General features: G+C 49.6%; 9 protein-coding genes. 7 read left to right on the top strand and 2 right to left on the bottom strand.

Going from position 1 to position 16,703, the window contains the following annotated elements; all coding sequences use genetic code 11:
* Positions 1-36 precede the first annotated feature (36 nt).
* From R2I50_RS01440 to R2I50_RS01425, 4 genes are all read left to right on the top strand, one after another.
* Positions 37-2,697: a hypothetical protein gene (locus R2I50_RS01440; RefSeq protein ID WP_316607297.1), complete on the top strand. Its 2,661-nt coding sequence runs from the start codon at positions 37-39 to the stop codon at positions 2,695-2,697.
* A gap of 234 nt (positions 2,698-2,931) precedes the next feature.
* Positions 2,932-3,222 (top strand): BrnT family toxin, encoded by a 291-nt coding sequence (locus R2I50_RS01435; RefSeq protein WP_316607296.1) that lies wholly within the window; start codon positions 2,932-2,934, stop codon positions 3,220-3,222.
* 13 nt (positions 3,223-3,235) lie between these two features.
* Complete coding sequence (locus R2I50_RS01430; protein ID WP_316607295.1) at positions 3,236-3,451, top strand: BrnA antitoxin family protein; 216 nt, start codon at positions 3,236-3,238, stop codon at positions 3,449-3,451.
* A 222-nt stretch (positions 3,452-3,673) separates the two neighbouring features.
* Positions 3,674-4,183: a helix-turn-helix transcriptional regulator gene (locus R2I50_RS01425; protein WP_316607294.1), complete on the top strand. Its 510-nt coding sequence runs from the start codon at positions 3,674-3,676 to the stop codon at positions 4,181-4,183.
* 162 nt (positions 4,184-4,345) lie between these two features.
* Here R2I50_RS01425 and glgB read toward each other — a convergent pair whose 3' ends face one another.
* Both glgB and R2I50_RS01415 read right to left on the bottom strand, forming a co-directional pair.
* Positions 4,346-6,244, bottom strand: a complete 1,899-nt coding sequence (gene glgB, locus R2I50_RS01420) for a 1,4-alpha-glucan branching protein GlgB (RefSeq protein ID WP_316607293.1) — start codon at positions 6,242-6,244, stop codon at positions 4,346-4,348.
* A 52-nt stretch (positions 6,245-6,296) separates the two neighbouring features.
* Entirely contained in the window at positions 6,297-8,834 is a 2,538-nt protein-coding gene (locus R2I50_RS01415; protein WP_316607292.1) for an EAL domain-containing protein, read from the bottom strand.
* A 366-nt stretch (positions 8,835-9,200) separates the two neighbouring features.
* On the opposite strand from R2I50_RS01415, the gene R2I50_RS01410 reads away from it, so the two are divergent.
* The 3 genes from R2I50_RS01410 to R2I50_RS01400 are packed head-to-tail and all read left to right on the top strand — an operon-like array spanning position 9,201 to position 16,700.
* Complete coding sequence (locus R2I50_RS01410; RefSeq protein WP_316607291.1) at positions 9,201-12,020, top strand: response regulator; 2,820 nt, start codon at positions 9,201-9,203, stop codon at positions 12,018-12,020.
* A gap of 59 nt (positions 12,021-12,079) precedes the next feature.
* Positions 12,080-15,001, top strand: a complete 2,922-nt coding sequence (locus R2I50_RS01405) for an amino acid permease (RefSeq protein ID WP_316607290.1) — start codon at positions 12,080-12,082, stop codon at positions 14,999-15,001.
* Between the two features lies 1 nt (position 15,002).
* Complete coding sequence (locus R2I50_RS01400) at positions 15,003-16,700, top strand: EAL domain-containing protein (RefSeq protein ID WP_316607289.1); 1,698 nt, start codon at positions 15,003-15,005, stop codon at positions 16,698-16,700.
* Positions 16,701-16,703: the final 3 nt, after the last annotated feature.

The following is a 16,703-nucleotide window of genomic DNA, read 5'->3' as shown; positions in this document are numbered from 1 at the left end:
TGTATCGGTATAAAGATAATTGATCGGAGGATGATAATGATGAAGAGGATCGTGTCGTTGTGTTTGTCGCTGATCGTTATGATGTCATGCGTGTCATTCGGCACTGACGCACAGGATATTTCGGAAACTGAGAGTTCACCGTATTTGACTTACGCTTATTGTCCGGTAACGTTCTCCGCTTACGGTTTGCCGAAGCTTATCAGAGCAACTTTCACTTATGACGCCGAGCATATTGAACTTTTGCCCGATTATCCCGGCTATAACGGTACGGGTGTAAGTTGCCCGCTGACGCAGGGTGCATTTGGTGAATTATTTGATTTCAGCTGCACGGTTGAAGAAAACAAGATTTTATGCGTGCTTACTCTTAAGGACGGCTACGAGCTGGACGATTACCTCGATATCCTCGACAGAAATGTTGTCGAGAGCGGCTACACCGGCTTTACCTCCCGTGCGAAGGATAAGCGCCGTACCTTTACAGTAATGGAAATGGCATTCGGATACAAGGACAATTATGCGGGCTTATTAGTCAGAAATCAACCGCTCGACGTGGTTCTGGAGGACGGCACGGTGCTTTGTCGCGACGGTGTTGAAACAGGGTCTTTCTCATTATACTCCGGAAGCCTGAGAGAGATGCCTGCTCCCGAGCCTCCGGCTCCCGTGTACAAGTACCAGGATAAGCTGGTCAGCCAATACGGAATAGATCAAGCCGTTCTGACAAGTTACGATGAAATCTATGAACACACGGCTGACGACGGTACGGTCGACTGGGCGCTGGTGAAGGCTGAGACAACCCCTGTTTCGACTCCCTTTTATCACGAGTTCGGCAACCGCGTTATCAGTACGGAATCGTCCGGCGCTCCCTTTGCCTGCGGGATCGGCGTTTACAGTGCGGCTTATGACCGTTTCTTTGATTTGGACGCCCCCGAGCTGTATGAATTTGACGGACTGGAGCGCGTATGGACTCAGATGGGCACGGGCAGACTGATCGGGGATATGAACGGCGATGACAGTTTGGATGTTGATGATGCCGCGCTGATCCAACGCTGTCAGGCTCAGATGGATGATTATCCCGAGAATGACAGGAACGATGCCGTCGATAGTTTCAGCGGCACGGTCGAGTGGTTCTCGGACTTTGATCGGGACGGTGATCGCGATATCACCGACACGTCTGCAATTCAGCGTTTCCTGGCTGAGCTTCCATACCGTCCGGAGGGATGGAAGCCCTATGTTCCGATAGAGCCTACCGAACCCAGTGAGCCTGAACCCACTGAGCCTGAACCCACTGAGCCTGAACCTACTGAGCTTGAACCTACTGAGTGTGACAGCAGTATCCCACGTATTATCGGTTTCAAGAGTACCGGCAGAGGTGTAGAGATGAACCTGAGTACCGTAGCCGGTGCTGAGAAATACCGCGTCTATTATAAAGACGAGACCGGCAGCTGGACAAAGATAGGGGAGACTGATGACAATACCTTTATCCACAGCAGCGTTAAGACCGGGACAACTTATTGTTATACCGTCCGCTGTATCAAAGCTGACCTGAGCGCGTTTACCTCCGACTTCTACCGTCCGGGATGGTCATATACCTACGCTCCTCAGCTCGATACCCCGCAGATCACCCGTATCGAAGCAGTGAACGAGGGCGCGAAGATCACTTGGGCGCCTGTAGAAGGTGCCGACCTGTACCGCGTATATCGCTCCAGTAACAACAGATGGGTCAAAATCGCGGATACTCGTGATACGAGCTGTATTTACACGACCGTTGATTATACAATGATGACCTTTACCGTTCGCTGTCTGAGTCCGGACGGCACGGGCTTTGCGAGCGATTATGATCGAGACGGCGAAAGCTTCAATCTGTTGAGCACTCCCTATATAAATAATCTGGAAGCCCATCTGGACGGTGTGAGTTTCTATGTGGGCGGTGAACAGAATGTTGACGTAGCGGTTTACCGAATGGAGAATAAGAAGTGGAAGCGTATCGATGTTGTTCCGTCACAGTCCCGGTACATCGATACCGACGTTGTTCCGGGTAACTCCTATACCTATACTGTTCGGTGCCTGAGCGACGACGGCAGTCGCTTTACCAGTAGATTCAACACGAAGGGTTGGACCCAGAGTTTTACTGTCGAAGAATGTATCCCCGAGCTGGAGTTTGTGATCTTCAACGGAGAGAACATGGCGCTGGTTCAGGCGAAGGAGGGGAATCTGTTTGATATACCCTATTTTGCGATCAACTTTGAGTTTGCCGGAGACTATCTGGGAACCTTTATCATCAACGGCGACGAGCCGATGTATATCCGCGATGATAATATTATCAAGCAGAACAAAAGCTACCGCATCTATGTGATCGGCCTGGATGAAAACAAAGAGCCGATCACCGAGTATCACGAGAGCGGTTACGATATTTCATTCCCCGCGTTACCTGTCAATTTCAGGGTGAAGAAGATAGGGGATAGGCGGTATCGCTTCCGTTGGGACGGCGACCACAATAAATATCAGTACATGTTCTGCTTGAGCGATGATGATACAATAGACGTAGAAGAAAAAACGCCGTACCTGTCCTATGATATCGATCTGAGCGATTACCCCGAGAATATGGAGCTGAACGCTTATGTTTACGCAGTTTCAAAGGACGAGCTGTCCGCTTCACTGCCTGTTTCTTTGAAATTCCGTGAGTCGGATTATTCCGATTAGCCTTTCTGAGAGACAGCAATATCGCATAACGAATCTGTTGCCGGTAAATACAGGTTTAGATATCCCGACAATGAAAAGCCTTAGATAAGTAACTCTGCAAAAACACAGTGTTTATGTGGCTTCCGAGCCTTCCGATGTCTCGGATTTACGCCATTTACACCAAACTTACGCCAAACGGTGCAGAAAAACAAAAAAACCTATTGACAAAACTTATTTTATAATTATAATATAATTATGGATACAATACAATTTGAATGGGATAATAATAAAAATACTATCAATAAAAAGAAGCATAAAATATCCTTTGAGGAAGCAAGTACGGTGTTTTACGATGATAGAGCAATTCTCTTTGATGATCCGGAACACTCTTATGAAGAGGACAGATTTTTAATTATCGGAACAACAACGTCATCAAAGATATGTATTGTCAGTCATTGTTATCGTGGAAATGATGAAATCATCAGGATTATCTCCGCAAGGAAAGCAACGAAAACAGAGCAAAATGTATATGAGAAAAATCTGTAAAGGAGGAGTCGAAATGTTAGATAATTATGATATTGAAAAACTGAATCCGAGAAAAAATCCTTACGCTAAAAAGCTCAAAAAACAAATTACAATTAATATCGACAGTTCGATTATAGATTATTTTAAGGAGCAGGCTCAGACTACGGGTATTCCTTACCAAACACTAATCAATCTTTACCTGATCGATTGTGTTGAGCATAAGAAAAAACTAAATATTACGTGGGCATGAATAAATATCATGACACAAAACAGTGCGGAAAAAGATTTTACAGACAACCTTTCTTCTACGGGGTTGTCTGTTTTTGCTTTATAGATAGACAGAATCAAGCTGAAATGATATAATCATAGAAAGATAAATCATGATTTACCCTGAATTGCGCATTGTTAATTTGCGTTGCTTGCGTCAATGGACCTATTGATGGTACTATGACTGCGAAAGGAGGCTTTGGCCATGTTAAGTGAGAACATAAAAACAATCAGAAAAGCAAAAGGTCTTACCCAACAGGAACTCGCACTCAAGCTGAATGTGGTTCGGCAAACAATTTCAAAATGGGAGCAGGGCTTGTCTGTTCCGGATTCCGAATTGCTGCTCGCGCTGTCCGAAGCACTTGAAACTCCGGTCAGCACCTTGCTGGGGGAGGCAAGTACAGAACCGGAGGCAAATGATCTTAAAGCAATATCCCAAAAACTGGAGGTGCTCAACCTTCAGCTTTCCCGGAAGCAACAATCGCGTAGGAAGATAGCACATTGGCTATTTATCTCATTGGCAATTGTGATCGTGCTTATCACAGCGGTATTATTTTTCCTGGACAGTCCGTACTTGGGATGGAATTTTAACGATCCTGAAACGGCAGTTCTCGGAACTGCTTTCCATATCTTTGAGTGGGCATTTGTCAGAGTTGCACCGATCGTCCTGATTGGGGCGATTGTCGGAATCATCATGACGAGGAGAAAATGCTAATTGCCGCATTTTTAGCAATTTACGCCACTTACGCCTAAATTTACGCCATTTACGCCACTTACGCCAAAACTTACGCTAATTGGTGCAGAATAACGCTTCACCCCTCAGAATGATCGATCATTCTGAGGGGTGAGTTCATTTTTATACTATAAATATGTACGGTTATTCGGGCAGCTTGATGATAACGACCTCGAACGGTCTCAGACCGTAGCTCAGGCGGAAGGGCTTACCGTCGCACCAATTATGCTCGCTGTGCATAACGGGATAGCCACCGAGCTCTTCGGGACCTCCCTGTCCGGGAACGGTATCATAAGTGCTGAATACGCGCGTATAATCGCCGTCGATCGGAACGCCGCAGCCGTAGCCGTTGTGATGCCACGGGGAGAAGTTGCAGATCACCAGCACGGCGCCGCTGTAGTTCCACGGATTCTTACGAATATAGGAGATCACGTTTGCGTCGGCAAAGTTCTTCGTTATCCACTCGAAGGTTGCGCTGTCCTTGGAGTCGTGGTGCAGAACGGGTATCTCTTTGTAAACGGACAAAAGATTTCTGAGCGTCAGCATCACATCGCGGTGGGCGGGATCCTCGGTGAGGTTCCAATCGAGCGGCTTGCTGTAGTCCCATTCGCTGTCCTGAGCAAAGTCCAGACCCATAAACAGCAGCTTCTTGCCCGGGAAGGTGAACTGGAAGGCGTACAGCGCCTTGACGGAATTGATACGGTCCTCATAGCTGCCGCAGAGCCGATCGGGAATAGAACCCTTACCGACGTTTACCTCGTCATGTGACAGGACTAAGATGAAATTCTCCGTATAGGCATAATCGGCGATATGCGTCAGCTCTCCGTGATGGTGACGGCGATCATAAAAGTCGTATGAGAGATACTTCAGTGTATCGTACATCCAGCCCATATTCCATTTGAGCGTAAAGCCCAGACCGCCGATATGGATATCATTGGTGATACCCTGTTCGATAGAGGAATCCTCAGCTATCAGGTAACCCTTCGTCCGCTGGGTCAGCTCGCTGTTGAGCTGCTTTAAGAAATCGGTACTCTCAAGGTTGATGTGACCGCCGTGAATGTTCGGGCGCCATTCTGTACGGCTGAAATCGGCGTATTGCATCGCGGCGACCGCGTCAACGCGCAGCGCGTCGATATGGAATTCGTTGATCCAGTAGAAGGCGCTGGAGATCAAAAAGGAGCGAACCTCGGGCTTTCCGTGATCAAAGGCGTAGGTACCCCAGATCGGGAATTCCGCTCTCAGCGGATCGGCTGACTCATACAGCGGCGTACCGTCAAAACGACCCAGCGCAAAGTCATCCTTAGGAAAATGTGCGGGTACCCAGTCGAGGATGACCGCGATCCCGCTGCGGTGCAGTCGGTCGATCATGTAGCGGAAATCGTCCGGCGTACCGTAACGGGCGGTGGGGGCGAAGTAACCCGTCACCTGATAGCCCCAGGAGGGATCAAAGGGATATTCACAAATACCCATCAGCTCAACATGCGTGTAGCCCATATAGCCGAGGTAATCCGCCAGCTGATCGCCCAGCTCGCGATAGTTCAGGAATCCGTCGGGATCGTCCTCGCTCTTGTAAGCTTTTTTCCACGAGCCGAGATGCACCTCATAGATCGCCATCGGATTTTCAATGACGGCTGTGTTGTCGACCTTTGCCATGTAACTTGAGTCATTCCATTTGTAGCCGTTCAAAGGGCAAATGACGGATGCATTATCGGGACGGAGCTGATAGCGGAAGGAGTACGGATCGCTCTTGAGGCGCTTCACTCCGTCCGGACCGGTGATCGCGTAGCGGTAGACGTCCCCGCTTCCCGCCTCCGGCACAAAGACCTCCCATATTCCGTCGGCGGTTCGTTTCATTTCATGATGGCTTTCATTACCGTCCGGATCAATTATGACGTCTACCGACTGCGCGTTAGGCGCCCATAGCACGAAGCGCGTCCCTTTGACGCCGTTTTCGGTAACGATGTGGGCGCCCATCTTCTTATATACCTCATAGCTTGTTCCCTGATGGAACAGATAACTGTCTGTCTGTGTAAAATAACCCATTAATACCTCTCTGTTGTCGATTCAGCCGATTAGGCTGAAAGGTCTTTGATCCTTAATCCTTATGCTTGCTCAGGATGACGATGTAATTCATCACATCGGTCTCGTCAGGCATATATGTCCCTTTGACGTCCAGCGTGATTTGGGCGCCGTCCGGTTTATTTATGTTTATCTGAGCTGTAAAGTTCTCAGAGTTTTTAATACTCTGCAAAACCATCTCATATGTTGCGGAGTTTTTTCTCGTGCTTAGCTGTGAGATAAACGCTTCGTTGTTCAGTAGTTCTTCAAGCTCAAACTGTGCCTTTTCAAGCTCGCTCTCCAAACCGTTGAACAGTACGGTGAAGCGGATCTCGCCGTCATGTGTACGGGAGAGAAACAGAACCGTTTCCTTCGAGATGTGTGACAGCAGGGACATCTGTTTCTCAAGGTTGCTGAGCTTGGTGGTGTTACGAACCGAACCATAAAAGATCTTGTTTTCACCATCGGAATGTAGATAGTAGAAATGCATGTAGAAGGTAGTCAGCGAACCGTCTGTCTTGTAAAAATGCAGAGTACCTTCGGACCCGTTCAGACGGTCGTGCAAGGCTTTTTGCAGCAGTGACGTCAGCCGGGGCACATCAACGCTCGGCATGAATCGGGAGATACAGGTCACTCTCTCCGCGAAATCCGGCACATCGACAGCCTGATAGAACTGCTCGTTGTATCGGATGATATCCACAATATCATCATGCCATGAGTACAGTGCGCAGGGTCCGAGGATACAGTTGAACATGGAATCGCTGTAGATATTGCTGTCGAGCATCTCTCTTAAGCGAAACTGCCTGTTCGTCTTGAATACTATGCCCGAGGTATCGATTACATCGTCGTCTGCGATCAGCGCTTCGTAGTCGGAGACCTTCATCGGGCGATAGAAGAAGTATCCCTGTATATAGTCGCATCCCAGATCCTGCAGAAAGGCCTTTTGCGCCGCTGTTTCGACGCCTTCGACAATGATCGGAACGCCGATTGTTTTTGTCATATTGGCGATGGATTCAAGGATGCCGATGCTCTTTTCTTCGTTAATATTATCTGTATTCATGAATTGCGCGTCGAGCTTGATGATATCGACATTCAGATCCTTAAGCATATTCAGCGAGGAGTAACCGCTGCCGAAGTCATCCATCAGTACCGTAAATCCTTTTTGCTGCAGGGAATAGACGGTGTTCCTCACCGGCTCCGAGTTGCTGATAAAGGAGGATTCCGTGATCTCGATCTTGATAAGCCTGCGTTCCAGGCCATATTGTTCCGCGAGGTTGTCAAATACGGCGGGAAGGTCGTTATGCAGTATGTCTGCTACGGAAACGTTTACCGAGACGGGCAGAGGCGTGTTGCCGTGATCGATCCACTGCTTCTGCCAGCGGCAGACCTCATCCCAGATATAAAAGTCGAGGTCATAGATCAAGCCGCGCTTTTCCAGTACGGGTATAAATACGTCGGGGGGAACGATCGTGCCGTCGGGCTTGACCCATCGCGCCAGCGCTTCGGCGCCGACGATTTTCCCTGTGGACGCGTTGCACTGAGGCTGAAGGTAGAAGGTGACTTCCCTGCGCTTGAGAGCATGTAGGAAATCGGACAGAACATGATATTCCTCATCCGTGCGCTTGTACATGCCCTCTTCAAAAACGCGGATACGGCTGTGATAGCCTTTCTTTGCAACCTGACAGGCTAAGAACGCACGGTCGAGCAGATCTCTGAACTCGCATTTCGGGTCGACGTCACATATACCGAACGCGGGCAAGAATCCGGCGCCGCTGCCGCGGGCGGTCACCAGATCGGCGATCTCGTCGTACAGCCTTTTTATGCGCTCCATATCTCGGGGGATCATCAGACAAAAGTCGTCCTGACCGAAGTAGCCCGCGGTGCCTTTGGTGTGTTCCGAGATCTTGTGTAACGCAACGCCGATCTGTACCATCAGCAGATCGCCCTCGCTGTGTCCGTACCACTCGTTAAAGAGCTTGAAATTATCGATGTCGATTGAAACCAGACACCAGTTGACGTCGGCGTTTTTTATCAGCTGTTGAGCCTCTCGTACAAAGGCGCGTTTCCTGAGCAGACCGGTCATCTCGTTACGGTTATTGTCGGTATAGTCGGCAATATCCGACAGTCCCAGCTCGCGCGACTTGCGGCTTTGACAGTCAAATATGTACATGCGCAGGATGTTGTCTTTCAACATGTACTCTCTGCCCGTAATGATCGTCAGCTCGATCCAGTGCCAACCGCCGTTGACCATCCGAAAGCGGAAATCCTCGCTCCATAGCCCCGGGATTTCCGACGCCTTGAGCTTATGGATCAGGGTCTCGGGGTTCATCAGTTCGATGAGACGTTCGCGCTCGTCGGGATGAACCACATCCTCAGATAATCCGATGAACAGATTCTTATAGCTGCCCTGCAGCATCGGCATTGCGTATTTATTTTCAACATGGTTGATACTCCTGAATCGGTAATTATTCAGGTCGATCTCAATTAACTCGTCATATGAAGAGTTGTTATAAAACCGTATTATTTTTTCAGGTTGTTTTACCTCTTTCATCAGCTCGAACAAACCCGTGCTCATACGTTTTACCGTTCCTTATTATTTGATATGCTAAAAACTCATAATAATGATAATATCATTGTCGTCTATTTTCAATATCAGCAGGGTAAAATCGGAATTATTTATATAATTCTGTTATTGATTTTATGTAATCTATACAAGAGATTTGTCGCTGTTTGTTTTGCGTTCAAGGTGAATGAAACAAGTTGCCTGTATTTACCGTGGGGAAAAGAATAATAAGCATTTTTCATATATTTTTCGTGATTAGATTGTTTTTTTAGTGAAGATGGTTTATAATATAGACTAGATTGGTATAACAAATATTGACCCCGGATAGTATAAGTCAGCGTTTATCGGAGGGTTGTTATAAGAGAATGGATGTAGAGAATGAACGAGCTTTTTCAGAGTGGTTATATGACCTCTGCCATAGAGTGGTTTGGCGAGCAGATCCCCGGCGGTTTTTTTATCTATCGCGCAGATGAAGGGATGGAGCTGTTGTATGTCAACAGCGCTGTACATCATATGTACGGCTGTGAGACGGACGACCAGTTTCGAGCGCTTACGGGCTATACCTTCAGAGGTATGGTGCATCCGCTGGATTATGATAATGTCAACCAGTCTATCGTAGAACAGACGCAGAGCGTAGATTCACTGAACAGGGACCATGTTGAGTATCGTATCATCCGCAGAGACGGCAGTATCCGCTGGGTAGACGACTACGGTCATTTTGCGCAGTTTCCGGGCTACGGCGATGTTTTTTATGTGTTTATCAGCGATATAACCGAGCAGTACCTGGCTCGTGAGGAGAGCTATCGCAGGGCGGGGGTCTACACCTCTATGGTCGAACAACTCCACACAGCCGCCGATTCAAGTCTGACGGTCATGCGCTGCAATTTGTCGACAGGATTGATAGAAGAAGCCGACGGAAATGACCTTTACGATACCGACAGGGCAGGGGAGAGCGTGGAGGCTGCCGGAAAAATTCGCCGCGAAAGCCTGCTGGTAGAGAGAGACAGAGAGCGTTTCGACGAATGTTTTCGTATTGAACGGTTGATGGATCGCTTCTATAAGGGCGCTCCGCCCGCAACCTTTGTTGCTTACTGTCGCCGTCAGTCCGGCAGACACTGCTTTGTGCGGTTTACCCGATCGGTTGCCCATGCCCCGACAAGCGGAGAACTGATCCTCTTCGGTACCGAGACAGAATATAATGACGAGAAGGTTTCCGAGGTGCTGAACGAAAAGGTACTCGTTCAGCAGTATGATATGGTCACCTATATCGTTGACAATAATTACAGCGTCGTTATCGGCGACGCTTCAAAGATAGGGAAGGGAAGTATTTTTCCGAAATACCACAGCGGTATATATACCGACTATATTCACGACCAGGTGCTTCCCGCCGCTTCCGCCGTTACGCATGACATTGCCGAGCTTGAACACGCGCTTGCTCCCGAGACTATCGCCGAGCAGCTGGAGGACAATGAGTCCTACACGATTAATGTGACCTGTGAGATCGACGGTGTAACGTACTACAAGCGTTTCACCTACTATGTCGTTGATAGGGATATGCGCTTCTTCCTACTTTTAAAATCCGATGTGACAGACGTGTTGAAACAGGAACGCGAACAAAATGAGATGTTGGCGCTCGCCTTGAAGGAGGCGGAGCATGCCAACGTCGCCAAAACCTCCTTTCTCTCCAGCATGAGCCATGAGATCCGTACTCCCATGAACGCGATCATCGGACTGAACAGCATCGCGCTAAAAGATACCTCTCTGAGCGATCGGACAAGGAGCTATCTGCAGAAAATCGGAGAGAGCGCCGGACATCTTTTGAATCTGATCAACGATATCCTCGATATGAGCCGTATCGAGTCCGGCCGTATGACCCTTCACAAGGAAGAGTTCAGCATGGCTGATATGCTTGAACAGATCAATATCATGATCCAGTCCCAGTGTAATGACAAGGGACTCGACTATGAATGTCATATCATCGGAGAGATCAACGAATGGTATTTCGGAGATGATACTAAGCTCAAGCAGATCATCATCAACATCCTGAGCAATGCGATCAAGTTTACCGAGGCTCCCGGCTCGGTGACCTTCACCGTAGAGAAGATCGCGAGCTACGAACGCCAGACGACGCTTCGATTCATCATCAAGGATACAGGTATCGGCATGGATGAAGAATTTCTACCGCGTATATTTGACGCCTTCACGCAGGAGGACGCCAGCCGCAGAAATAAATACGGTAGTACGGGTCTGGGAATGGCGATCACCAAGAGAATCGTTGAGATGATGAACGGTACGATCGATGTAAAGTCGAAGAAAGGTGAAGGCTCTACCTTCGTTGTATCGATTACGCTGAAAAACTGTGATAATAATCATCGGGATGTCATGGGCTTTGACTTCTCCGAGGTAAAGGCGCTGGTGGTGGACGACGACGAGGTCGCTCTGGAGCATGCGGGTATCGTACTCGAGGATATCGGCGTAGCGGTGGATACTTCCTCTTCGGGAACTGAAGCGCTTCTCGCAATTGAGATCCGACACGCCAAACAGGATCCCTATAATCTGGTTCTGGTGGATTGGAAGATGCCCGAAAGAGGCGGCGTGGACGTCACCCGCGAGATCCGCCGTCGTTACCGGAACGAAACGCGCATTATCGCCTTGACCGCTTATGACACCGAGGATATTATGCAGGAGGCAGTCGCTGCAGGTGTAGACAGCTTTATCTCTAAATCAGATTTCCCCACTGTGATACGTCGTGAGATCGAGCGCGTGATGCAGATGCCTGTAAAGGAATCCCGTCATCATATCTCGCTTGAAGGAAGAAGGATCCTGCTTGCGGAAGATATGCCGATTAACGCCGAGATCATCAAGCAGCTTTTGTCTATCAAGGGGATGGAGACCGATCACGCCGAGAACGGCGAAAAGGCGCTCGCGCTGTTCCGTGACAGCGCGCCGGGTACCTATGACGCAGTGTTGATGGATGTACGTATGCCGGTCATGGACGGTCTTGAGACCGCTGAGGCGATCCGTGCGCTCCCGCGTGAGGACGCAAGGCCTGTTCCGATCATCGCGTTGACGGCGAACGCCTTTGACGAGGACGTTCAGCGTTCGCTCCAGGCAGGTATGAACGCACATCTGTCTAAGCCCGTCGAGCCGGATCAGCTGTTCAACACGCTCGAAGAGCTGATAGCTGCTAATAATTGACTTAGATAAAACTATTTGGGATGATTCATCCTCAAAATTACCGTTATATGGAGTAAACTATGATTCGTATAGAGCATCAGCAGAACAGCACTTCGCTGTCGCCATATCTTTCCCCGCTTGCGGTATGGGCGCTTGCTTTCGGCAGCGCTGTCGGGTGGGGCGCCTTTGTCATGCCCGGCACGACCTTTCTGCCGATAGCGGGACCGTGGGGCTCGGTAATCGGGCTTTTGATCGGCGCTGTGGTTATGCTGATTATCGGATTTAGCTACCGTTTCCTGATGGTCAGATATCCCGATGCGGGCGGATCCTATACTTATGCCGCCAAGGTACTCGGCAGCGATCACGGATTTTTGTGCGCGTGGATGCTGATGTTGACCTATACGGCGATCATTTGGGCTAACAGTACGGCGCTCTCGCTGATTGTCCGCTATTTGTTCGGAGACATTTTCTGCTTTGGCTTTTCCTATAAGATCGCAGGCTACACTGTCTACATGGGCGAGGTGCTGCTTTCCGTGGCGATCCTTGCCGTGACAAGTCTGGTATGCGTCCTCGGTAAGCGACTCGCGGTTGTTGTACAGATCATCGGAGCGGTGCTCCTGTTCGGCGGTATCACAACTTGCTTTATTGCCGTAACGGTACATAGAGGCGGTCTCGAAAACATTGTTCCCGCGTTTACTGCGGGCGGCGATCCGGCGTCGCAGATCATGACGATTGTTATTCTGGCGCCGTGGGCGTTTATCGGCTTCGAGTCGGTTTCTCACTCGTCGGGTGAGTTTAAATTCAAACAGAAAAAAGTGCTTGCGATCCTTGCTATCGCGCTTGTCGCGGGAGCTTTGGCATATGCGATGCTGACGCTCTGCGCGTCTATGCTGATACCGGACGGCTTTCGCAGTTGGACCGAGTATATCGGTTCTCTGTCGCATTTTGAAGGTATCCGAGGATTGCCGACCTTCCACGCCGCACAGGAGGCGATGGGGAATATCGGCCCGGTGATTCTGGGCGTTGCCGCTTTTTGCGGAATAATTACAGGATTGATCGGTAACATGATCGCCCTGAGCCGCCTGATTTATCGCTTATCATCGGATAAGATGCTTCCGGGGTGGATCGGTTCGCTCAATTCTCGCGGGATACCCGCCCGAGCGATCGGCTGTGTAGCGGCGATATCCGTTGTGATACCGCTTTTAGGCAGAACCGCTATCGGATGGATCGTTGATGTTACTACCATCGGCGCAACCGTTGTCTATGCTTATGTTTCGATCTGTGCCTGTTTACTGGGGTATCGAGAGAAGAAACGTCCGACCTTCGTTTACGGCTTGATCGGCGCCGTGATCGCTGTTATCTTTGCTGTTTTCTATCTTCTGCCGACTATTCGTTCAAAGAGCGCGCTTGCCGCAGAATCCTACATGATCCTGATTTTGTGGAGCGTTATCGGAATGATCGTATTCCGCATCCTGATGAAGCGGGATCAATCGCGTCGTATCGGTAAGAGTACGGTGGTATGGATCATTCTGTTCTGTCTGATCTTGTTGGTAGCTGTTTCATGGGTGAACCGTATCACGCTGGACGAGGCAGGTGAAGCTACGGCTGCCACCCGCGCCACGCACATCGAGCTTGCAGAGAGAGCGGGACTTGACGCTGAAAACGACAGCGTTAGGGAGACAAATCGTTATATAGCGAATATGTTTAGCGAATTTGCATTTTCCGTCAGACGTAATATCTATGTATTCGCCGCTTTGCTGCTGGGCTCTCTCGCGCTGATCCTGAGTATATTTTCAATCATCAATAAAAGGGAACAGCAGATTGAAGCCGAACGTATTCTTGCTGAGGAAAACAGCCGCGCAAAGAGTACCTTCCTCTCCAATATGAGCCATGATATCAGAACGCCCATGAACGCCATCACCGGCTATACGGCGCTTGCCCTGAAGGAGAACGATATTCCCGAGACGATCCGCGATTACCTCGACAAGATCGACACCTCGGGTAAACAGCTGCTTTCTTTAATCAACGATATCCTCGATATGAGTCGTATCGAAAGCGGAAAAATGGAGCTGGATCCTACACCCGGCGACTTGGTGGAGGTGCTCGAAGAAACCTGTCATATCTTTGATATACAGATGGAATCCAAGCCACTGACATATACCGTCGATCACAGTAATATAACGCATCGTTATGTTGTCTGTGACAAGAACCGTTTGAACCGTATTCTGCTCAACCTGATCTCGAATGCATATAAATTTACGCCCGCAAACGGTAAAGTCAGCGTTAAACTGACCGAAAAAACGGCGAGCTCCGAGAACGCGACTTATGAGCTGAGCGTCAGCGATAACGGTATCGGTATGAGTCCGGAGTTTGCGGAGCATATTTTCGACGCATTTGAGCGTGAACGAAGCCGAACGGTCAGCTCGATCCAGGGCACGGGTCTGGGCATGGCGATCACCAAAAACCTGGTAGAGCTGATGGGCGGCAGAATTTTGGTTGAGACCGCTCAAGATCAGGGTACGACCTTTACTATCAGTCTGACGTTCCCGATTTCAAGTAAGGAAGAGGTTCATGCACCTGTTGATTCCTCGGCTGATGAAAAGATCGATTTCAGCAATTTCCGAATTCTTCTTACAGAAGATAATCCGATCAACAGTGAGATCGCGACAATGATCCTGACGCAGGAGGGCTTCATGGTAGAGGCTGCCGAAAACGGTAGGATCGCAGTCGATATGATAGAAAAAGCGGACGCAGGCTATTATAACGCAGTTTTGATGGATGTTCAGATGCCGGTGATGAACGGCTTTGACGCGACCCGTGCGATCCGCGCGATGGGCGGAGAGCGTTCCCGCGTTCCCATCATCGCCCTTACGGCTAATACCTTTGAGGACGACCGCCGCGAGGCTCAGGAGGCCGGAATGAACGCGCACATTTCAAAGCCGTTCAATCCCGACGAGCTGATCGCTACACTGACGGAATGTATTAAGAATATGGGAGAATAGAATGAAACAGTTTATGACGGCAGGCGGTGTGAAGCGCCGCGTACTGATAGTAGATGACGAGATAATCAACCTGGAGCTGCTCGGCGCGATGCTTTCAGAGAGCTTTGACGCGGATTTTGCTTCGAACGGTGAAGAGGCGATGGCAGCGCTCACCGCACCCGGAGCAGATTATTCGCTGATCTTGCTCGATTTGATGATGCCTGTGATGGACGGCTTTGAGGTTATCGAACGCTGTCAGGCGAATGAACAACTTCGACGCATTCCGATCATTGTCATGACGGCTGAAAAATCCGCCGAGGTACGCAGTATCCGAATGGGCGCGGCGGATTTTATCACTAAGCCATATGATATGCCCGAGATCATCCTCGCCCGATGCGAGAGGATCATCGAACTGAGTGAGGACAAGAGCATTATCCGTTCGACCGAACGGGATAAGGTATCGGGATTATATACGAGAGAATACTTTTTTGCCTATCTTGATCGTCTGCTTACAAGGCTTGATGTGCCCGCCGACGCTTTAGTGCTGAATATTGATCGCTTCCACCTTATCAACGAACTGTTCGGAAGAGAAGAGGGGGATCGAGTTCTGAGGCGTGCGGGTGAGCTGATTACGGAGGAGCTGTCCCGATCCAGAGGTATCGCCTGTCGGAGCGAAAGCGACACCTTCTTTATTTTCAGCGAGCACAGGGAGGATTACGAGCCTCTTGCAGAACGCTTACAGGAGGAGCTGAGCCGCTCCACCCAGGCGCGTCAGCTTCGGTTGAGGATCGGTATATTTGCGCTCGGCGATGACCCGGATCCCGAGAGCTGGTTCAGCCGTGCTAAGGCGGCGTGCGACCGAATCCGCGGAAAGTTCGGCGTTCTGACAGCGCGCTACAATCATGAGCTTTATGAGCAGACGGTCTTTCATGAGCGGTTGATCGGTGACGTACAGGACGCGATCGAAAACCGTCAGTTTGTTGTATATTATCAACCGAAATACCATATACAAGGGGAACGCCCTGTCCTCGGCAGCGCCGAAGCGCTGATCCGCTGGATCCATCCCGAGCTCGGCTTCATCAGCCCGGGTGAGTTTATCCCGCTTTTTGAACAGAACGGCCTGATTCGCAGGGTGGATCACTTTGTCTGGCGTGAAGCGGCGTCACAGATCAGGCGTTGGCGAGACATGTATGGTGTGAACATCCGCGTCTCGGTGAACGTTTCCCGCGTCGATATCGCTGATCCCGAGCTTGAAACTAAGCTATTGAATATCCTGGATGAGTTTTCGCTGAGTCCCGATGATCTGCTGTTGGAGATCACCGAATCGGCTTATTCGGATAACGGAGACCGCCTGATTGAAATCGTTAACGCCCTCCGGAATCGCGGCTTCAAAATCGAGATGGATGACTTCGGCTCGGGATATTCCTCGCTGAATATGCTGACTGAGATACCGATCGATGTACTCAAGCTCGACATGCAGTTTATACGCCGTATGCTGAATGATGAGAGAAATCTGAAGCTTGTGGAGCTGGTGATGGATATCGCCGGATTCCTCGGGGTTCCCGTCGTCGCGGAGGGAGTCGAGGAGGAAGAGCAGCTCAAGGTGCTGCGTGATATGGGCTGTCAGGTTGTACAGGGCTACTATTTTTCACCGCCTTTGCCGGCGGATCGTTTCAGTGAATTAGTTGAGAAGGAATGTCAGAGCCTGAACGATGAATAAACG

Source organism: uncultured Ruminococcus sp., from assembly GCA_902785355.1.
GTDB lineage: Bacteria > Bacillota > Clostridia > Oscillospirales > Acutalibacteraceae > Ruminococcoides.
Note: the sequence above shows the minus strand (reverse complement) of the source record. Positions and strands in the feature narration are given on the sequence as shown.

Coding starts and splice junctions, on each gene's coding strand:
- R2I50_RS01410 (WP_316607291.1), top strand. CDS start 9,201: ATGAACGAGCTTTTTCAGAGTGGTTATATGACCTCTGCCATAGAGTGG.
- R2I50_RS01435 (WP_316607296.1), top strand. CDS start 2,932: ATGGATACAATACAATTTGAATGGGATAATAATAAAAATACTATCAAT.
- R2I50_RS01415 (WP_316607292.1), bottom strand. CDS start 8,834: ATGAGCACGGGTTTGTTCGAGCTGATGAAAGAGGTAAAACAACCTGAA.
- R2I50_RS01405 (WP_316607290.1), top strand. CDS start 12,080: ATGATTCGTATAGAGCATCAGCAGAACAGCACTTCGCTGTCGCCATAT.
- glgB (WP_316607293.1), bottom strand. CDS start 6,244: ATGGGTTATTTTACACAGACAGACAGTTATCTGTTCCATCAGGGAACA.
- R2I50_RS01430 (WP_316607295.1), top strand. CDS start 3,236: ATGTTAGATAATTATGATATTGAAAAACTGAATCCGAGAAAAAATCCT.
- R2I50_RS01400 (WP_316607289.1), top strand. CDS start 15,003: ATGAAACAGTTTATGACGGCAGGCGGTGTGAAGCGCCGCGTACTGATA.
- R2I50_RS01440 (WP_316607297.1), top strand. CDS start 37: ATGATGAAGAGGATCGTGTCGTTGTGTTTGTCGCTGATCGTTATGATG.
- R2I50_RS01425 (WP_316607294.1), top strand. CDS start 3,674: ATGTTAAGTGAGAACATAAAAACAATCAGAAAAGCAAAAGGTCTTACC.